This window comes from Cecembia lonarensis LW9, assembly GCF_000298295.1.
Lineage (GTDB): Bacteria > Bacteroidota > Bacteroidia > Cytophagales > Cyclobacteriaceae > Cecembia > Cecembia lonarensis.
Genome location: NZ_AMGM01000025.1, coordinates 1 through 21,581 on the forward strand (window position 1 = coordinate 1; position 21,581 = coordinate 21,581).

Annotated in this window: 14 protein-coding genes; 3 read left to right on the forward strand and 11 right to left on the reverse strand. The window is 41.7% G+C overall.

The genetic code is table 11. From position 1 onward, the window contains the following. Window positions 1-86 precede the first annotated feature (86 nt). The 9 genes from lpxB to B879_RS09480 form a co-directional block, all read right to left on the reverse strand. Window positions 87-1,181: a lipid-A-disaccharide synthase gene (lpxB, locus tag B879_RS09440; RefSeq protein WP_009184944.1), complete on the reverse strand. Its 1,095-nt coding sequence runs from the start codon at window positions 1,179-1,181 to the stop codon at window positions 87-89. 92 nt (window positions 1,182-1,273) lie between these two features. Further along, window positions 1,274-1,693 carry a 6-pyruvoyl trahydropterin synthase family protein gene (locus B879_RS09445; RefSeq protein ID WP_009184945.1) on the reverse strand — a complete coding sequence of 140 codons (420 nt, stop codon included), beginning with the start codon at window positions 1,691-1,693 and terminating at the stop codon, window positions 1,274-1,276. A gap of 151 nt (window positions 1,694-1,844) precedes the next feature. After that, window positions 1,845-3,374 (reverse strand): RagB/SusD family nutrient uptake outer membrane protein, encoded by a 1,530-nt coding sequence (locus B879_RS09450; RefSeq protein WP_009184946.1) that lies wholly within the window; start codon window positions 3,372-3,374, stop codon window positions 1,845-1,847. 11 nt (window positions 3,375-3,385) lie between these two features. Next, window positions 3,386-6,475 carry a SusC/RagA family TonB-linked outer membrane protein gene (locus B879_RS09455; protein WP_040400405.1) on the reverse strand — a complete coding sequence of 1,030 codons (3,090 nt, stop codon included), beginning with the start codon at window positions 6,473-6,475 and terminating at the stop codon, window positions 3,386-3,388. A gap of 354 nt (window positions 6,476-6,829) precedes the next feature. Then, window positions 6,830-8,353, reverse strand: coding sequence for a RagB/SusD family nutrient uptake outer membrane protein (locus B879_RS09460; RefSeq protein ID WP_009184948.1), 1,524 nt, complete (start codon window positions 8,351-8,353; stop codon window positions 6,830-6,832). 24 nt (window positions 8,354-8,377) lie between these two features. Beyond that, window positions 8,378-11,458, reverse strand: coding sequence for a SusC/RagA family TonB-linked outer membrane protein (locus B879_RS09465; RefSeq protein WP_009184949.1), 3,081 nt, complete (start codon window positions 11,456-11,458; stop codon window positions 8,378-8,380). 252 nt (window positions 11,459-11,710) lie between these two features. Continuing rightward, entirely contained in the window at window positions 11,711-13,627 is a 1,917-nt protein-coding gene (locus B879_RS09470; RefSeq protein ID WP_009184950.1) for an OmpA family protein, read from the reverse strand. Between the two features lie 4 nt (window positions 13,628-13,631). Further along, on the reverse strand, window positions 13,632-14,258 hold the full coding sequence (locus B879_RS09475; RefSeq protein ID WP_009184951.1) for a 7-carboxy-7-deazaguanine synthase QueE: 627 nt from the start codon (window positions 14,256-14,258) through the stop codon (window positions 13,632-13,634). Window positions 14,259-14,392: 134 nt separating this feature from the next. Further along, entirely contained in the window at window positions 14,393-15,229 is an 837-nt protein-coding gene (locus B879_RS09480) for a sugar phosphate isomerase/epimerase family protein (protein WP_009184952.1), read from the reverse strand. 127 nt (window positions 15,230-15,356) lie between these two features. On the opposite strand from B879_RS09480, the gene B879_RS09485 reads away from it, so the two are divergent. Further along, window positions 15,357-16,403, forward strand: coding sequence for a twin-arginine translocation signal domain-containing protein (locus B879_RS09485; protein ID WP_009184953.1), 1,047 nt, complete (start codon window positions 15,357-15,359; stop codon window positions 16,401-16,403). A gap of 12 nt (window positions 16,404-16,415) precedes the next feature. Here B879_RS09485 and B879_RS09490 read toward each other — a convergent pair whose 3' ends face one another. Both B879_RS09490 and B879_RS09495 read right to left on the reverse strand, forming a co-directional pair. Beyond that, window positions 16,416-17,156, reverse strand: coding sequence for a 3-keto-disaccharide hydrolase (locus tag B879_RS09490; RefSeq protein WP_009184954.1), 741 nt, complete (start codon window positions 17,154-17,156; stop codon window positions 16,416-16,418). Window positions 17,157-17,180: 24 nt separating this feature from the next. After that, complete coding sequence (locus B879_RS09495; RefSeq protein WP_009184955.1) at window positions 17,181-18,467, reverse strand: Gfo/Idh/MocA family protein; 1,287 nt, start codon at window positions 18,465-18,467, stop codon at window positions 17,181-17,183. Window positions 18,468-18,750: 283 nt separating this feature from the next. Between B879_RS09495 and B879_RS09500 the strand changes: the two genes are divergently transcribed. After that, a complete protein-coding gene (locus tag B879_RS09500) occupies window positions 18,751-20,103 on the forward strand; it encodes a Gfo/Idh/MocA family protein (RefSeq protein ID WP_009184956.1) in 1,353 nt (450 codons plus the stop codon). A gap of 65 nt (window positions 20,104-20,168) precedes the next feature. Further along, the gene (locus tag B879_RS09505; RefSeq protein ID WP_009184957.1) at window positions 20,169-21,578 is read left to right on the forward strand and encodes a sodium:solute symporter family protein; all 1,410 of its coding nucleotides are present in this window, start codon (window positions 20,169-20,171) and stop codon (window positions 21,576-21,578) included. Window positions 21,579-21,581 lie beyond the last annotated feature (3 nt).

A 21,581-nucleotide genomic window follows, 5' to 3' on the forward strand; every position in this document is an offset into this window, starting at 1 on the left:
CATTAAAAGTAATCAATGTATATACATCGGTAGAGACGTGAATTTAAATTGGTTAATAGAGCAATTATCAGAAAAACTTAGGTGTTTTACCCATTAATAAGACTAGCAACTTGGTCAGAGGCAGATTTCTCCCCTAATTGCTGGCGAACTTCTGAATAGCCATCCAGCATCTCCCCTTTATAAGTAATCGAACCTAATAGTTGATTGAGCTCTTGGGTTACCTGTTCCGGACTAAATTCACTTTGGATAAGCTCCCTTACCACTTGTCTGCCCGCGATCAGGTTGACAAGCGAAATAAATTCTACCTTAACCAATTGTTTACCTATCCAATAACTGAAAGGACTGGTCTTATATACCACCACCTGTGGCACCCGGAACAGGGCTGTTTCCAAAGTGGCTGTACCTGAGGTCACCACAGCTGCAGTGGCATGATGCAACACATCATAGGTCTGATCAAAGACCACTTTAATCCCTTGCTTAAGCGCTGAAGCATAAAGCTCGCTATCCAAGTTAGAAACACCGGCAACCACAAATTGTGCATTGGGAAATAAAGGAACTACTTCCAACATTACCTTAAGCATATTTTTGACCTCCTGTTTTCTGCTGCCAGGCAATAGAGCGATTATAGGCCGGTAGCTCAGTTCATTCTTTTGATGAAAAAATGGATGTGATTCAAAGTGCTTGATCTCATCTAATAAGGGATTACCTACATAGCGGGCATTGACCCCGAATTTTGTAAAAAATGCTTCCTCAAAAGGCAAGATACAATAAACCTGATCGGTATATTTTCTGATCTTATGCACCCGTTTTTGATTCCAGGCCCAGACCTTGGGAGGAATATAATAATGTACAGGAATTTGGTGGTTTTTGGCAAAAGCCGCCATTTTCATATTGAATCCGCCGTAATCCACCAAAATCAGTACATCAGGCATATAATACAGTATGTCTTTCTGGATCAGGTTGAGGTATTTCAGTACTTTTCTAAAACCAAATACCACTTCCAAAAATCCCATTACTGCCACTTCCTTATAATGGGCACTGAGTTCCATCCCTTCTTGGGAACAATAATCCCCGCCCATTCCTCTGAAAGTTGATGAAGTATCACAAACTTTAAGTGACTTGATCAAATTGGCGGCATGCATGTCACCACTTCTTTCCCCACAAATGATATAATACCTCATTTCAATTTTAGATAGTTCCGTTTCAGGAGCATTTACTTTAGGTCTGCCGGTAAAAACACGCAGGCCTAATCAAAAAATAAAAGTCTTTTCCATTACTCACCCAAATACTCCACAAAGTTCCTTGGCGTTTCATATAAGGTCAACTTATATAACCTTCCTTGAGGAACAATGGCATTGACAGCAGGTTCAAGAATTTTCCAAAACTCCATAACTAAATTTTCACAACTGGCCATTTTACCCAACATAAAGGGGACATCCAAATTAAGATTTTTGTGGTCTACTTTATCAATAACGAGCTCTTTGATCAATACACTAAGGGCTTTTAAATCAACCACAAAACCTGTTTCTGGGTCAGGAAGCCCTTTGACGGTCACAATCAATTCGAAATTATGTCCATGCCAATTTACATTGGCACAAGGTCCAAAGACTTCTATATTTTTCTCCTCTGTCCAATTAGGATTCCAAAGCTTGTGCGCAGCATTGAAATGCTCTTTCCTGCAAACGTATATCATCACTCCATCAATTGAACCGCAAAAATAAGGAAAAAGATGGGATTTGAAGCATGCCTTTTATAGAAGCCATGTTTTAGGTTAAAGGCAAGGCAAAGCCCTATAAAAATGTAAAAACCGGAAAGTTCAAACCGACCTATAGGATCTCCTGCTATCAATACCCTCTGTTCTGATTGAGGTTTCTGTTGTTTTCCACCTCTCGTGTTGGAATAGGAGCCAAAATTCTAAAATCTTCAAACGGTACGATAGCATTTGGACCTAAGTAAGATCTTTTGTCTATGGCCAGCCCGTAACGCTTGAGATCAAAAAAGCGCTGTCCTTCAAAAGCAAACTCCTTAAACCTTTCTTCCAGGATTTCATCCAATATCTCTTGTCTGAATAGTTCCACCCGATCAAGCCCTCTTGATACTTTAAATTGATTGAGCGATTCCAGCGCCTCTGCGTCTCTGCCCAGTTGGAATAGAGCTTCAGCACGGTTCAAAACCATTTCAGAAGCTCTGATAACCGGGATATTATCGCCATAGGCAAAGCCATTTTTCCCCATGAACTTAATACTTTCAATTTGTCTCCTGGCAAACTTTTGGTCATTCCCTGTGGTAAAAAGTTTAGATCGAATGTCCTCATTTCTTGTCACATCCCAGTTGTTATTATCGGATGCCGGATTCCCTGTCTGCTGTGGCGTAAGCCCAAAAAAACCTGTGACTTTAAGACTGGGAATTAAATCACCCCAGCCGCCTCGGATATTTTTATTTTCCAAGTCCAACAACGTATTATAAGTTCCCTGAAGTGATAGGTTTACCCCCAGAGATTCTTCAGGTGTTTGAACCCTGACTTCAAAAAAAGACTCAGGATGTACAGGGGTGGCCCATCCATCTACATATTCCTGACCGCTGAGCAACTGACCGACTCCCGATAGCAGTGCTGCATTTGCCGAATCAGCAGCCAGTTGCCAATTACCTGCATACAGGGCTACACGGGATAAAAGGGCTAATGCTGCACCATCGGATGCATATTGTACCCCTCTCCTCCCGGAGTTACGAAGTATATTGGCCGAGCGAATCAGGTCATTGGTGATTTGAATATAAACTTGCTGGATTGATGCTCTTGGAAATTCATTTAAGAAAGCTACGTCAGCTATCCTTACAGCCAACAGTGGCATTGGGATACCTCCTTGATCCACCACGCCAGGTTGATAAATTGCTGTAGGTATGTAAGCGTAAACCTTGACCAAATCAAAATAATACAGTGCCCTAAGAAACCTAGCCTCGCCTTCCCATTGACGCAAGTGTGCATCAGTAGCGCCCTCGACACCAGCTTCCAATTGATCCAAGATAAGGTTCAGCTCTCCGATTGCAGCGTAACTCTTTTGCCAGAAAGCAGGGCTGAAATGTGCATTGACTTGGTTGTTGTTTTCAGCTACCAACCTACCCGAATTACCTATGGCTCGCACTCCATCTGCCAAAGCATCGGACTTGGCAAACATATCCCTGCCATAGTGTTCCAAAGACCGTAAATTTCCATAAATAGAGTTCAATGCGGACTCTATTCCAGCCGGACTATTAAGGACATCTTCTAAATTACTATTGAACCTCGGTTCAACATCCAGACTGCAGGAATTTAAAAATACCGCTGAAACAAAAATCAGGAATAATACTGTGCTTTTGAACAAATTGATCTTATCCATGACTATCTCCCTTAAAAACTGAGCTGAATACCGATATTGTAACTCTTATGAATGGGAATCTGACCCGTTCCTGTCCCCATAAACTCCGGATCATATCCCGGATAATCCGTCAAAGTCCAGAGGTTAATACCCTGCGCATAAATCCTGGCCTGTTGCAAACCAATGTTTCGCAATAGTTCAGTGCTGAAACTGTAAGCCAATTTGACCTGAGCCAAGCGTATGAAATCGCCCTTCAATAATGAGGCAGAACCAAAGTTTCTGATTTGGCTGCGGGCTGCTTCTCCTCCGGAAAGGGCAAAGTTTCGCGGAATATCAGTCATATCTCCCGGTGCAGTCCAGGACCGATCATTAACATCACGCAAGGCATTGAAAGTAAACCTTGTCCCATTTTCTCTTAAAAAGTTGTATTGGCCATCGGAAACCAATGCGCCAAATTCATAGGTGAAAAAAGTAGTCAATTCGAAGCCTTTAATAAAAAAGGTATTGTTGAACCCACCAGAATAAGGCGGAAAATTAGATCCCAGATATACCCTATCACCATTACCCGGGAGGTAAGTATAATTTCTGTTGGCATCCCACCACATAGGTCTGCCAGTGGCTGGATTCACACCAGCGTATTCCGCTAAATACCAGGCGCCAGGGGCCTGCTGACCGGGAAATGCCGGATTCCCAATAGGCTGACCTATGGCCAATCGTGGATTATCAGGCATCACCTGTAAGTTATTATAAAGCGATGTTACTTCATTTTTAACATAACTGAATACTAAAGAAGAATGCCAAGAGAAATCACCTCGCTGAAGGTTGGTGGTAGAAATTTCCAGTTCAATACCCCTATTCCTCAATTCTCCAATATTTCTTAAAAAATTCTCTCCTCTGTTGATCCAGAGAATAGGTAAATTAAGCAACAAATCCTTTGTCCTACGATCATAAACATCCACACTACCTGTCACTTTCCCCTCTGCAAACCCAAAATCCAAGCCCAGGTTAATGGTTTCATTGGTTTCCCAGCGCAGGTTTGGATTATCAAATGAAATGGGGCGAAGTCCTTGCCCTCCTGAATAGGTATTACCCGGTCCAAATAAACCAATGGCTCTAAAATCTCCGATTTGGTCATTTCCTGACATGCCCCAGGAAGCCCTCAGCCTCAGTAAAGAAAGGAACTCTGAATCTTTTAATCCTTCTTCATTGGAAATATTCCAACCTAATTTGACAAAGGGAAAAATACCATAGGTGAAATTCCTGCCAAACCTTGAAGATCCGTCTACTCTTGAACCAACATGGAAAAGGTATTTTTCCGCCAACTGATAGTTGACACCCAAATAAGCGCCTTGCCTTCGGTAACCGGTCCAAATACTATCCATGGAAACCAATGTAGCGCCTGACAAAAGGTTATTAAGAGTTGGCGTCGAGATTCCGGTTACTTCAGAAAATTTGGATTCGCGTTCTTCCATCAAAAACTCATAGCCTGCATATATGGATAGAACGCTATTATCAAAACGTTTGGTCCAATCTACGGTATGATGGGTCATGTACCTTTCCACAAGATGACTGGCTACTGCATTTCTCCCATTGACCTCTGCCCCATCTGGCGTCCTAGGGTCTCTGAACCTGAACTCTTCCATGTCCCTGTAGTCCACCCCTGCAGTTCCTCTGTAATTCAGGTTTTTTGCTATATTGTAATTTAATCCAACATTACCTACCCCAAACCTACTGTTGTTTTCTCCTGAATTAAATGCATTGACCTGAGCGATATTTTGACCAGCCAACCCACCTATTTGCTCATTAAATGAACCATCTTCATTAAAAATCGGATTATGTCTTAATATCAAAGAGGAAGCATAAGCTGGGTTACCCAAGAAAGATCCATCCAAAGAAAACGGTACATTTTGAGCTATACTGGCTAAATTGGCATTAGCTTCAAGGCTAATTCTTTTTCCAATATTTTGCTTTATGGAAGCCCTGATGGTACCTCTTTCAAAATCTACAGGATCAAAAGAAGAGCCGCTGAAATGATAGGATCCGGAAAGGTAATAAGTTGTGCTTTTAGTACCTCCCGAAACATTCATTTCATAATTATGCAACATACTATTGCCCATCATTTGTCTTTGCCAATCGTAGGTAGGGAGATTGAGACCAATGGCATCCAATTCAGCAGGGCTAAGCTGATTCCAATTATCCGGCAAAACCCCCATATTGGACAATGCACGAGCTTCTGGAATGGAGGCCTCTGAATTCTTAAAAGCATCCCTTCTCATCGCATACCATCCTGGCCCATCTAACAGGTCAAGATATTTTATCGGCATGGTTTCCCCGGCATACGCATTAAGTTCCACACGTGCCCTACCTTGTTTTCCTTTTTTAGTGGTTACCAAAATCACCCCATTAGCGCCCTGATTACCATAAATGGCTGTTGAGGCTGCATCTTTCAAAACCTCAATACTTTCAATTTCATTGGGATTTAAAAAAGCTAAAGGATTGGTTTGTGTGAATTGAGAAAAAGAAATATTATTGATGAGCACACCATCCACAATATAAAGCGGTTCATTTCCTGCAAAAATAGACCCAACACCCCTGACACGAGCATTGACCAGACCTCCTGGAATTCCACTTGCTGCTTTAACAGCCAATCCTGCAACTCTCCCTTGCATAGCCCTATCGAAGGACTGAAAAGGAATGTTTTCAATCAAATCTCCCGGACTTTTGAATCGGGCGGCATCCTTCTGCAATGTTATAGGCTCTTCCTCTATATCTTCCTCCTCCTTAGCCTCTACTGGCTGGACCACCAACAATTCCTCTCCCTCTTCCAGAGGCACTAAATAAACGTCCACCAAATTATCATCTCCAAAATAAACTTCTTCTGGTTGATAACCAAAATAACTGTAAACCAGTGTAAAGCTTTCCTGAGTTACCTGAAGAATATATCTCCCTTCAAAATCTGTAGCTGTACCTATGGCTGTTCCTTTGAGTATAATGGAAGCACCGGAAATAGGTTGATTATCCTTTTTGGAGAATACCTGTCCTCTTACCACCCTGGTCTGCCCAAAAGTAGGTACCGTCGCTAAAAGCAACAGCATGGTGATTAAAGATAAAAATATCTTCATGTCGGTCCTATTTGATCTCATCTCTGCAATTCAATGTGAATCCAAAAATTCACGGAAAAATATTTTTTGTAGCTAACGAATAAGTATTTTGGAATACTTTATCCGTGCTAAAATTATAAAAAAATATGAAAATAAAATATTATTGAATAAAATTTGTTGATTTTAGAATTTGAGGCATATCAAACAAATTCAATTAGCATAAAACAAAATTTTATTTCAAATCTAGTTTTTTATTTTTTGTATACAGTTTTTCTTTTTACAACTTCAAATCTATTTCCTCCATGTTGAACTGCTAAACCCCAAAAAAATAAAAAAGCTTCCCCTTGATGAGGAAGCCTTTTTGTCAAATTATGCTTAATAACCAGGATTCTGCTCTATCGGAGCCGTACTGTTATTCAGTATTTCTTCTTGTGGAATAGGCCAAACAAACCTTGTATCCGTGTAAGGCAAAGCATGGTCTGTTGGAATTTCTCTATCAGTAGTGTAGAAGTCCAAACTGGTAATTGATCTCGAAGTGGCTTTTAAAGGAATTCCATCCATTAAACCTTCACCTGAAAGCCTGTGGATATCAGCCCATCTTCTACCCTCCGCCAAGAATTCTATTCTTCTCTCATTAAAAATCGCGGTCAACAATGCATCAGTATTGGCAAAATCTCCAGCAGTAAATGATGGAATAGAAGCAGGCAAGGCCCTATCTCTTACTGAATTCAACAGTTCAATTGCCTGTGCTGAATTACCCAGTCTAGCATGTGCTTCTGCAGCATTCAAGACCACCTCAGAAAATCTCAAAATAGGATTTGGATCAGTTCTTGTCACTACATCTGTGTATTTAAAGGAGTAGATACCGCCGGCATTTCTGTCCGTCAATTCAGATCTCCTCAGGTCTTCAGGATGCCAGAATTCTGATCTCCAAATCAAAGGACTGACTTTCACCAAACCCCTAGCACCTCTAGCAGGGTTGCCATACATAGCAGGTAATGCGCCATTTACACCTGCATTAGATTCGGCGGTATGTACGAAAGAGAAAATATTTTCAGGACTATTCCAATTTCTGAAAGGTGTGACTGGGCTATCAGTCAAGCCATAAGTACCGGTAAGTTTATTAAGCTCATCCACAACGCCCTGCCAGTTACCCATGTGCAGCAAAACCCTTGATTTTAGACCAATTACAGCACCTCTCCTTACTCTAGAAAAGTTACGCTCAAGCGGTAATAAACCTTCCGCCTCATTCAAATCAGCCAAGAGTTGTGCATAATCATCAGCAACGGTTGTTCTTCCAACAGCCTCATTTTCAGCAACCAATGGCACATCATTAATAGCAACCGTTCGATAAGGAACACCTAGGCTACCGGGATTATCCATGTAAGGTCTGGCAAAATGAACCAATAATTCATGATGGCCCAAAGCTCTCATGAATAACATTTCGCCACGTAACACATCTCTTTGTTGTTGATTGATGACACCGGCCTGCAAAGCTGTTTCCAAATTTTCCAATACAATATTGGCCCTATTGACCATCCTGTAAATGGAAATCCACATACCATTGTTATTGGCACTGAAAGGGGTATGGTTGGCCACATAAGTGATCTCATAAAACAACTGATCGTTGTACATGTCCTCTCCTCGCATATCACCCTGCTGTACATTGGCTGCACCAAAAGGATATCCCCTTTGAACTACTCCAAGATAAAATCCAGCCTGTGCAGATTCATACACACCTAAAACGACTGATTCTACCCTAGCGGCTGTACCAAACGCTTCCTCATCAGGAATTAGGTTAGCTGGGCTAAGGTCTGTCACATCACATGAACTGGCAACGCCCATTATCGCAATTGCGGTAATGGCGAGTTTTATATTTTTAAAATTTATTTTTCTCATCTCTATTACAATTTTTGAAGCGGATTAAAACCCTACATTAAGACCTACAGAGAAAGTTCTGAAAATTGGTGTTACGTTCCAGTCAACACCAAAACTCAATTGTCCCGCAAATACATTGGATTCTGGGTCTAGACCAGAGTAGTTGGTGAATAGGAAAGGATTCTGGGCCTGAGCAAAGAACCTTGCACTCGAGATGGCACCATTAAAGGCGCTCTGTAGTGTAGCAGCAGGAACTGTGTAACCAAGCACGATATTTTGAACCCTTAGGAAATCACCTCTTTCCACAAATCTTGAATTGGAGGTTCCTGTCTGCCACATAACAGCATCTGAACCTGTATACTGTTTAGGAATATCAGTGACCTGACCAGATTCTGTCCACCTGTTCAATACACTTGCATGATTATTCGAGAATCCTTGACCTAACTGCCCCCTCATGGTCTCATTCATGATCACGTTGCCACCAGAAAATCTTAAGAAGACTTCCAAGTCCCAGTTACCATAGGTGAAGTTATTGTTCCAACCTCCCCACCAGGTAGGTAGCGTATTCCCCAGGAAATCCTGAGTTGGGCCGGTTGCTCCAACTGAAACATCAGAAGGATTGGCAGGATCAAATGCTCTCCAACCTGTCGCTCCAGGAACAAGATTAAACTGAACGATATCATCGCCATTAAAATACATAGGGTTTCCGTTGTTAGGATTAACACCAGCCCACCTTACTCCGTAAAGTTGAGCAATTGGTCCACCTTCAACAGTTCTATTATACGTACCTACAATAGGCTGAACCAAATTCGTTACTTCGTTTCGCAATAGGGAGATATTGAAGTCAGTGTTCCAAGAGAAGTTGCCTCTATTGATCACATTACTCATTACACGAAGCTCTATACCTTCGTTGAACATGGCACCAATATTCTGGTTAATGGAATTACCTGGAACCCCCAAAGAAGGAATTGTAGGCGCACTCAAAATCAACCCATCGATATTGTTTCTAAAAACATCAGCTGCTAATGTTACTCTTCCGATAGTCATGTCAACACCGGCGTTGAATTTTTTAGAAGTTTCCCATAACAAGCCTCTGTTGGCAATTCTATTATACCCCAATCCGGCACCTGCACCACCCAAAACCGGATTAAATCCGCCAAAAGCAGCAAAAGTTCCGATTTCAGTATTTCCGACTTCAGCATAAGAAGCCCTTACTTTAAAATCAGAGATCAGGTTTGAATTGAAAAAAGCTTCATCAGAAAGCCTCCATCCCACGGAACCCCCAAAGAAGGTACCTCTTTGGTTTTCTCTGGCCAAATCGGAGATCCCGTCATTCCTTAAAGTAAAGGATAACAAATACTTTCCTCTGTAACCATAGTTTACCCTGCTGAAATACGAATCAAACCCACGTTCTGCAAAACCACCTCCGGAAAACTGATTGTTAAAAGAACCGGAGATCAGATTATCCCTTCTAAAAAAATCATCGGAGAAATCATTACCTGAAGCAGAGAAATTATAGAAATTATCGTACTGGTATTCCATACCTAAGGTCACATTTAAGGTATGGTCATCCGCAATAATGGTCTGATAATTCAAAGTGTTCTGCCAGTTCCATCGCTGCACAGGGTTAAATGCCATGAATACAGAACCGTTAACACTCTGGCCATCTCCATGTCTCGGGTCTAAAGACTGAAAATCATCCGCTAGGGTTAAATCAACACCCACCATGGACCTTGCCGTCAATCCTTTAACAATATCCAATTCACCATAGGCATTACCCAAAACTCTATGTACTCGGTTTCTGAATAAATTGTTAGCCAATACAAAACCGATATTAGGCAGGTTATTATCAGGCCCCGCAAGGTTGGCCCCAAGTCCAGTTGTCCTACCATCAGGGGTTACATTAAAACCATCAAAGGCAATATTATCAGGATCAAAAGGAGAAACATTTGGCAATGCTCTTGTTGCGTTCAACATGACACCGGACAAGGAATTTGCACCTTGGTTCAAGCCATTGATTTCAGTGAATGAATAGTTAAGAGATGTACCTATTCTGAAGGACTTGGATACACTATGATCAACATTGGCCCTGAAAGTATATCTTCTCAAATCGTTCACATCCAACGCAGACTCCTGTTCTGTAAAGCCCATAGAAAAGAAATACTTGGTTGCATCAGAACCACCGGAAATAGAAAGGTTGTGTTGCTGGGTAAACCCTCTTCTCAAGATCAAATCTTGCCAGTCAGTATTGATTCCTGAAGGGTTGGCCAATGGTGATTGATTGGCATTTGCCCTTCTCTCATTCGCGATCGTAACAAAATCATCACCATTCAAAAGATCAAAGCGGTTTTGAGCTTCATTAAAACCAATCGCTGTATTGTAATTTACCTGTGCTTTACCGGAAGAACCCCTTTTGGTTGTAATCAAGATAACGCCATTGGCAGCTCTTGAACCAAAGATGGCAGTTGCTGAACCATCTTTCAACACTTCAAAAGACTCAATGTCCGCTGGGTTGATATTCGCCAAAGGGTTGGAAGCATTAACAGCAGACCTGTCCGCATCTACTACCGGTACACCATCAATTACAATCAGTGGGCTGGCACTACCCGTAATGGAGTTAACACCCCTGATTCTAATAATCGGAGCAGCACCCAATGTCCCATTGGGTGTAGTAATCTGTACACCAGGAGCACGGCCTGCCAATTGGGATTCAAAAGAAGGTGTTACCAGGTTTTCAATGGCCCTGTTATCAATAGAGGTCACTGAACCGGTTATATCTCTTCTTTCTTGGGTACCATATCCCACTACTACAACTTCACCCAATGTCTTTAAATCGGGCTGTAAGACGACATTAATGACCGAATTATTTCCAATTGTCATTTCCCTCGTCAAAAATCCAACAAAACTAAAAACCAACACATTTCTGCCCTCGGGTACAGAAAGGCTGTAATTACCATCAAAATCGGTAACAGTACCGATCGTGGTCCCTTTAACCACGACGTTTACCCCTGGGATACCCTCCGGTTCTTCCGGTGAGGTTACCTTTCCAGAGATCGTCCTACTTTGCGCAAACAATGACACTGCCGTCATCGTCATCAACGCGACAACTAATAAAACTTTCTTCATATTTAAAGATTTAAACTAGTAATTCAATCGTGCATTTTAGCAACAAATCGACTGATTTACAATGAATTAAATATTCTTATGGTATTAATAAACTAAATTTATAAAATAAAAAATTTCGGAATTTAAGCTGCTTAAAAAATCTTATTCAAACTATTCCAATAATTCACAATACAAAAACGTACTCCTTAATTCAAGAAACAATAATTTAACATTTGTTGAAAATTTTTAAAAAAATTAAGTTTTTTTCTCCAACTATAAAATCGATATAGTAATCCGTCTATTCAAGGCTCGGTTCTCTGCGGAATCATTGGGCATTATTGGCTCTTGGTCACCCATACCTTCTGAAAACAATCGGGCTTCAGGAATTCCTTTGGATAATAGAAACTGCCTGACACTTTCAGCACGTCTTTGACTAAGGTTTTGATTATAATTAGCATTTCCAACATTATCAGTATGACCTGTGATAAGAATTTTTACCTGTGGGTTTTCCTTCAGGAAATCTAAAAGACGTGAAAGAGAACTCATGGATTCCTGTCTCAACTCATCTTTATCAAAATCAAAAAATATATTTTCAAACACAAATGCTTCCCCTGCAGCTATCGGTGTCAAAGAAATCTCCAGATTTTCCTGATCTTTTAAATTATCCCGTTCAACATTAAAAATTTTGGGAAGGTAACCCTTCTTTTCAACATATAATCCTGAAAAGGACCGGTCAGGGTAAATCATCATGAATTCACCTGTTTTTCCATCCGAACGAAACTCATAAAGCGTACTGTCATTGCTTAAGCTTACCAAAGATAGCTTCGCATCAATAGGTTGCCCAGTTTTACCATTAAGCACTTTGCCTTGCGAAACAACCAGTTTTTCACCTAAAGCGATCTCATCAGGAAATTTAAACCGGTACAATAAAGACCTTTCCACCTTACCACCTTTGAAATAGCTCTCGGTGTAATAGGCATAATCCCTTTGTGCAGTGATGAATAATGAAAATTGGTCCTGATGATCATTAATCGGGTAACCTAAGTTTTCAGGAGTTGAAAACTCACCTTTCACCACCCGTGAAACAAAAATATCCATTCCTCCAAACCCTTCATGCCCGTTGGAAGCAAAGAAAAGAATTTCATTGTTGAAGTAAATGAAAGGAGATACTTCATCTTTTGGGGTATTGATGACTGGACCTAAGTTTTTTGCTTCTGACCATGAACCATCGGGCATCCTTAGGGAATACCAAATATCATTGCCCCCATACCCTCCTCTTCGGTTGGATGAAAAAAACAAAATCCTACCATCTGCCGATAGGGAAGGCTGGGAATCCCATGATCTCGAATTGACATTTTTCCCCATATTTTGGGAGCGCTGCCATTGACCATTTACCTTGTAAGCTACATAAAGGTCACAACTGCCAAAAGAATCCGGAGCATCACAGGAAGTATAGATCAGAATATTGCCATCAGCTGAAATGGTACATGTTCCTTCATTATAGTAAGTATTGATTTTCTCCGAAATCCCCTCGGGCTTAGACCAACCTAAGCCATCATCAAAATATGAAACAAAAATATCTTCCGTTTGATAATTCTCCAGACCATCCCTTTTGGTAAACAAAAGTTTCTTACTGTCTGCAGTCAAGACTGGAAAATACTGAAGGGTAAAACCATTGATAGGTTCTGGCAACCTTTCTTTCTCGATGAACAGTCTTCTGTCCAACTGACTGCTAATAAAATCTATTCGGGTCTTTATCTGCCCATAATCATGAGACTTTTGAAAGGTTTCATTCAGAAATTGATGCGAACTTTCAAATTCAGAGATGGCTTTGCCAAATTCCCCTGTCGCCAAATACAAGTGCACTTTTAACCAGGAAAAATCTCCTTTGATTCTATCCTGGGCTTTTACTGCCCGCGCTTCTCCCCTATTGACTACCTCCAAAGCCTCCACGGGATTGCCTTTGGTCAACAATACCCTCCCCCATTTGATGTATGACTCTAAAAAATTCGCCTCACGCTGAATTGAAGCCCTATATTTCTCAATGGCTTCATCGTATTGGCGATTTTTAACCAACTCATCCCCTTGCTCATGCAACTTGATCGCCCTTGAATCTATAATAGAATAGGTTTGTCCCAGTGTTACAGTAACACTGAAAATCAAGCAAAAAAGAAGCAGGGCAATTCTCATGTCTTTATGGAATGTCCATAAATTTATGAGTTTGGAGGGAAATTTTCCAATCTGGATGGTTTTTAACATAATTTATGATGCCTTCCAACATCTGAGTGGACTTACTCCATTCCGGTTGAAGAAGCTTTTTACAAGCTTTATTCACCAATGCAGCATGTTTTTCAGCAAATTCAAAGTCAGACTTATGAAAAATAACAACCTTCAATTCATCGGCCTTGGTATAAATGGATGGATGCGGAGCCTTGAATTTTTTAGGTGAAAAACACACCCAATCGAAATTTCCCGAAAAAGGATGTGCTCCGGAAGTTTCTATATGGATGGTAAAGCCTCTTTCTTTAAGTAATGCTGTTAATGGATCAAGGTTATACATCAAAGGCTCCCCGCCAGTGATGACAATCATTCTTCCCGGATAAATTAGAGCTTGATCTACTATTTCTTCAATCCCCAATACCGGCCATTTCTCAGCTTCCCATGACTCCTTGACATCGCACCATACACAACCCACATCACAACCACCTAATCTTAAAAAATATGCTGGATTTCCGGCATGCATGCCTTCTCCTTGTATTGTATAAAAAGCTTCCATGACAGGAAGCATCAATCCTTCTTTGATCTTCAGTTTTTTATCCATCTCAATTTTTGTTGAAGCGGGTAATTGAACCGCCTTAGTTTTTCGGACTGCAAAGGTAGAACAAAAAGTTCCAGCAAAAAAATCCAATAAAAAAACCTCCGTTTCCAGAGGTTTCGAGAAGCGCAATATAAGCTTTATTTTTCCGCCATAACCTGCTTGATAAAGGCTACACTTTGAGGAATCTGTTGTACAGACCTTGAAGATTCATCTTCAATGATCAGGTATTCAGTACCCACTTTCATGGCCTGCTTGATCAAACCGCGTATATCCACATCGCCTGTACCCAGGACCACATTAGTTTCCACATCACCTCTCCCATCAGAACTACCCGGAGTGCCATGGGCCCTGTCTTTTAAATGCAGCAAGGGGAATTTTTTTGGGTATTTTTTCATAATGGCCAAGGGATCTCCTCCCCCCATCTGCACCCAATAAACATCCATATTAAACGCATAATTTTTTGAATGCTTTAAAAGCTCATCGAAAAGCACTCCCTTTCCATGAGGCTTAAACTCATAGCCGTGGGGGTGATAACATAATGTAATGCCAGCATCTTTAAGAATTTTTCCAGCCTCATTGAAGACCTTAATGGCTTCTTGGGTTTCTTTTATACTGAAGTTACCATTCTCATGAGGAATCCAAAAACAGGTAGCATATTTCGCACCATAAGCTTTAGCATTGTCTATGATGGCCTGGGGGTTTTCCTGTAACAATTTAAAGTCCGCTCCAACTCCAATCACTGAAAGCCCAAGGCCAGAAATAAAGGCTTTATATTCCTCTAACTCCATGCCATAAGTGCCTCCACCTTCCAGGTATTTGATTCCCCAATCGGCTACCAATTGGTGAGAACCTTTCATATCTTCCCGCATTTCATTCCTTAAGGAATAAAGTTGCAGGGCGATCTCTTGGGCCATTAGAGAACCTGACAACAAAATCATTAAGCCCACACTCAAAATTCTTGTAATACTTTTCATAGGTTTTAATTGGGTTTGATTTTGAAATTAATGAAAATCCGTCTTCTATCAATAAGTATTTTTTACAAATGGTATTTTACTATGCTGTTTTTTTTAGATATTTTGTTTTGAATTTCTAAAAATCACCATGACAACCATCAATCGGAGAGATTTTCTTAAACAAACCGCCCTTTCGGGTTTAGCCATGAGCACCTTTCCCCTTTCAGCCTTCCAACTAAAAAAAGACACCATCATTGGTCATGGTGATTTCACCTACAAAGTGGATTTAAATTGGGGCGATCTAGACCCCAGTAAATTCCCTGTGAACAATTGCCATGAAATGGTGATGGATAAAAAAGGTCGCCTATTCATGGTCACAGACGAGCCTAAAAACAATATCCTGATCTATGACCAATCGGGAAAAATCCTTGGCTCATGGACCCTAAACCTTGCTTCTGCCCATGGACTTTCTTTGTACCAAGAAGGCGGAGAAGAATTTCTCTGGATTGTAGACAATGGGGGCAGGGTCATCAAAACGGATTTAAATGGAAGAATTATTACTGAAATCCTTAATCCAGTCGGTCAAGGAATTTATGCTGAAGGGATGCGCTATACCCCTACAGAAACGGCAGTAGCTCCTAATGGGGATCTTTACGTTACAGATGGTTATGGCTCCCAATTTGTCCTTCAATATGACGCAAAAGGAAACTTCATTAGAAAGTTTGGTGGTGATGGACATGAAGACCATCAATTTAAAACAGTGCATGGAGTAGCAGTGGATCAAAGAAAAGGAGCTGAGCCCACTTTACTCTGTACATCAAGGGGCCATAATTCCTTCAAAAGATTCACCATGGAAGGAGAGTATTTGGAGACTATTTTTCTACCTGGGGCATTTGTCTGTAGACCGGTGATTCACGGTAAAAACCTCTATGCAGGTGTGTGCTGGTCCAGGAAAAAATACCTCGAACAAATGGATAATTCGGGTTTTGTCACCATACTGGATGAAAATGACAAGGTGGTTTCCAATCCGGGAGGAACGGCTCCTAGATACCTTGATGGTGAACTGCAGCTTATGGTACAACAAGAGACCATCTTCAAGCATTGCCATGATGTCTGTATAGATCAGGACGAGAATATTTATGTCTGCCAGTGGAATGCAAATAAGACCTATCCTATTAAACTTACCCGGGTTTAACTTCCTTTTTTTCTAATTTATTAGCGGTGCAATCTGATCTTCGGTAATCACGCCGGCTGGCAATTCTGTTATCCTAAGATTCCTGAAATGGATTGGCGCTCCTTCTGATTCCAAACAGATATACCCCTTTCTTTGGGTAGACTGACTGATCCCATTGACAAATTTACCATTAACAGAAAGTTTGATGACCCCATCCACACAAACAACCACATAGGTATTCCACTCTCCTTTTCCCAAGCAGCGGTTTTCTATGGATTTGCTTCTGGTTCCCCTTGGATTGTCAGGAACAGTTTCTACTCCCCCAACCCCGAACAATTCGCCATGCACATAGGCGATGGGAGGTAAAACTCCGTCTTTCTTATTTTGATTCACCCAATCCAATTCCAACATCTGTACCTCCACCCCATCGGGGAGCCTATTTTCTCCCGGTACAGCACTGCTCCAGACAAATGTACCTGAGTTCCCACCTGCTTCCATGTGCTTCCACTCGATGTGCATGATGAAATTTTGGTATTGCTTTTCTGAACGGATGACACCTATAGGCAAACCCTTACACACCAGTTCTTCCCCTTCAAAATACCAAGAATCTTTTCCGGTATTGACATCAAACCACTTGATTGGGGTTTCTAAGGGAGTTTCCGATGCCACCAAAGCATCCAAGCCTTTTACTGTACCAAACTCAAATAAATATTCCTGGGCATTGCTTTGAAACACGAAAGCAAGCAAAAACCCAATCAAAATCGCTTTTCTCATATCTACTACTTGGATTAAATATCATTACAAAACTTTCGTGACACCAGGAACCGCCACTGGAGGTACAGGCCAGACCAAATTCCAATCATAATCTTCCATCTTTGGTCCTAGAATCAGATTAGACTTCATGGCATCATCCCAAGAAATCGTCTGTCCACTGTAGGCCGCCATTCTCCCTATGATGGCAAGCATGGTAGAGTTGGCCATCAACTCCCCCTCATTAAGCGGTTTATCGGCCCGGATTGCGGCAAACAATTCCTCGTGCTGTGTTTCATAGGGATTGTTTTTTTCACCTTCATAACTCCAAGAGTTTCGACCGCTGATCAGATGGGTTTGTCTGCCAATATCAATAAGCGCATCCCCTTCTCTTCCCACAATCTCTGCCCGGTTGGTATTGGAACTACCCTGCTGCTGTCTGCTAAAATGTACCCCCTTGACGCCATTGGGGTATTCGTATTCTATAGCAAAATGATCATAGATATTGCCCCACTTTGCTTCTGTCCTTGATTGTCTGCCGCCTGTCCCTGTGACCCTGATCGGCAATTGTCCTCCAAGTGCCCAAGACATCAAGTCCAAGCTGTGCACCATCATTTCCACAATATAATCTCCCGACAACCAATCATAATAATACCAATTCCTCAATTGGTATTCCATTTCTGTCCAGTTAGGCTTTCTTTCCTTGTACCAAAGTCCTCCACCGTTTCTCACCGTCATAATAGACCTCACCTCCCCAATATCCCCTTGATCGATTTTTTCAAAAAGGGCTCTTTTGGGAAAATCATAGCGATAAGTAAAACCAGAAACCACAGACAATCCTTTTTCCTTAGCTTTTTTGGCTGCTTCTAATACTGCCCTGACGCCTGGTGCATCTACCGCAACCGGTTTCTCACAGAACACATGCTTCCCTGCAGCCACTGCTTCAGTAAAATGATGTGGCCTAAAAGCAGGAGGAGTAGTCAAAATGACCACATCCACATCGGAGTCCAAGACCTTCCTGTAAGCATCAAAACCAATAAACTGATGGGCCTTATCCACTTTGACCTGATTTGGATTGACCATCATTAGGTTATTGTAAGATTCTTCCAGGTGATCAGGAAAAATATCCGCCATACAGGTCAATATGGCATCAGGGTCAGCCTTTAAAGCCTGTGCTGCCGCACCTGTTCCTCTGCCACCACAACCTATAAGACCTACTTTCAAAACTTTATTTACCGAGGCATGGGCAGGTTGAAACGAAAATGTCAATGGCAATGCAGCAGTGCCTACAATGGCCACTCCAGTCGATTTCAGGAAATTTCTTCTTTGGTTCATAAGGAAGTTAATTTAACACCTTTTTCTCTATTGATCTGGGGAATCAAAAGCGCATGTGACTGATTTTAGCATCACATAGAAATTTAAGGTTTGAAAAGAGGAAATCAAAAATGAATTACACCAAAGGAAAAATTCTAAAAATTAATCATTAATCCGAATTTTTAAATCAACATAAACCCGATTAACAAAATTTTTCATTATTCAATTCAACAAATTGATATATTCAAGGATTAACAGGGTCTCATCATTCTCCTTACCTTGATAAACAAGTTTTCCTAGCATTATGAAAAACCCAAAAGACTCCAGAAGAGGATTCATTAAAAAATCCTTGACTGCCTCAGCAGCCTTAAGCTTGGGAGGCGTTTTACCTACCTTTGGTGCAAAAAGCTACCGCAATATTTTAGGTGCCAATGAGCGGATCAAGGTAGCGGTGATGGGCGTAAATAGCAGAGGGCTGGCCTTGGCTTTGAACTTTGCTTCGCAGCCAAATGCAGAAGTACTCCATATCTGCGAGGTGGATAAGCATGCTGCAGAAAAATGCATAGCAGCTGTTTCTGATGCTCAGCAAAATAGACCAAAAGACACACCTGATTTCAGAAAAAGTTTGGAAGACAAAGAACTGGATGTTTTGGTTGTTGCAGCCCCTGACCATTGGCATGCACCTGCGGCCATCTTGGCCTGCAAAGCGGGAAAGGATGTTTATCTGGAAAAACCTGCAAGCCATAATCCCCATGAAGGAGAATTGTTGCTTAAAGCCACGGATAAATATAAAAGAATCATCCAAATGGGAAATCAGCGAAGGTCCTGGCCCCATGTGGTTGAAGCCATAAAAGCGCTCCATGCAGGGGTTATCGGCAGACCCTATATGGCAAAAACATGGTACAGTAATAACAGGGCCCCCATTGGTATCGGAAAAAAAGTACCTGTTCCACAACATCTGGATTATGACTTATGGCAAGGCCCGGCGCCAAGAGAGGATTATCGTGACAATATCATCCATTACAATTGGCATTGGTTCTGGAACTGGGGAACTGGAGAGGCATTGAACAATGGCACCCATATGGTAGATCTGGCCCGATGGGGTTTGCAGGTAGATTACCCAACCAAAGTGAGTTCGGCCGGAGGACGCTACCACTATCAAGATGATTGGGAGACACCAGACACCCAGATTATCAACCTGGAATTTGAAAACAAAAGCCTTATCACCTGGGAAGGAAGGAGCTGTAATGGGCTGAATGTGGAAGGCTCCAGTGTAGGGGTAATCTTTTATGGTGAAGAAGGTGCCATCAAAATTGATGGGGGAAATAATTACAGCATTTTGGACCGCCAAAATAAAGTGGTCAAGGAAGTAAAATATGATAGACCCGTGGATCCCAGGAACCTTTCGGATCCTACCCATGAATTGGATAGCATCCATATCCAAAACATGTTTGATGCGATCCGAAAAGGAACCCCTTTGGCTGCAGATATTTATGGAGGGCAGACCAGTACCCTTTTGGTACAATTGGGAAATATCGCCCAACGTGTAGGCCGATCATTGGATATAGATACCAAAACAGGCCACATCCTTAACAACCCTGAAGCTCAGCAATACTGGTCAAGGGAATATGAACCTGGATGGGAACCGAGTGTTTAGCAATCCTGTAGCCTCATGAAGCTTAGCAAACTAGACCTGTTCATCATCGGCCTGTTTTTTTACTCATGCTGGCCATTGGTGTCTATGCCTATTTCAGAAATAAAAATTCAGAAGATTATTTCGTGGCAGGAGGAAATCTTCCATGGTGGCTGTCCGGAATTTCCCACCACGTCTCCGGCTACAGCGGAGCAGTATTTGTGGCTTATGCGGCTTTGGCCTATACCCATGGCATATCGGTTTATTTCTGGTGGGCATTCACCATTGGTATCGGCATCCTGGTGAGTGCCAAAAAATTCCCGGTGCTTTGGATGAAATTAAGGAAAGTTTTCCATATCCAATCGCCTTTGGAGTTTTTAAAAAACAGGTACAATCTCTTTACCCAGCAATTGATGGCCTGGTCAGGCGTATTGCTCAAACTATTCGATATAGGAGCCAAATGGGCTTCGATTGCTATTTTATTGAATGTATTTACCGGAATCAGCCTGCCTGTAGGAATTTTGGTCTCTGGAGGAATTTCCCTGCTTTATATCACCTTTGGCGGGCTATGGGCGGTCGTCATCACGGATTTCGCCCAATTTATCGTTCAACTATTGGCGGGAGTGGTGATGTTTATCGCTGTACTCATGCATCTTGATGGGCTATCAACCCTTTCTAGCCTTTGGCAAAATCTACCTGAAGGAAATAGTCAAGTTTTCAATGAACCTTATACTGTTGGATTTGCCCTGGCTTTCCTTTTCATCAATTTTCTGTCCTATAATGGTGGGCAATGGAACCTGGCTACCCGTTACATTTCAAGCCCTTCTGAACAGCAGGTGGTAAAAGCTGCTAAATTATCCGGGTGGTTGTATCTGATTTGGCCTTTGATCCTCTTTTTTCCGATGTGGGCAGCACCTGTCCTACTACCGGATTTGGCAGATCCCAGCCAATCTTATGGTGAGTTGACCTTGCTTTTACTACCTTCGGGATTGGTAGGTTTGGTTATCGCTTCCCTGTTTGCCAACACCATGTCCATGACTTCTTCCGACATCAACACCATAGCAGCGGTAATCAGCCGGGATATACTTCCAAACCTTTCGAGAAAAATCCATCCAAACTCTCTGAAAACAGCCAGGTCGGTCACCTTTGTCTTTACCTCCATGACCATATTAGTGGCATTACAATATGAATATTTTGGTGGCGTGGTAGGCTTGATCATCTCCTGGTTTGGCGCATTGGTTGGCCCAATAGCCGTACCGTTACTTTTGGGCTTGATACCCACCTTTAGGACATGTGGTCCGGCTGCAGCCATCTCTTCAGTTATTGCTGGACTGTTGGCATTTGTATTGACAAAAAATGTGGAAATTGGTAGCCTTGCCGTTCAGGTCAGCTTGCCATTGATGATTTCATTCCTCACTTATATGACAGTAGGCCTTCTTTCCAAGGGAAAAGTTCCCGAAAAAGTAAGCACCATGTTGTCACAATTATATCAAAATTAAAAA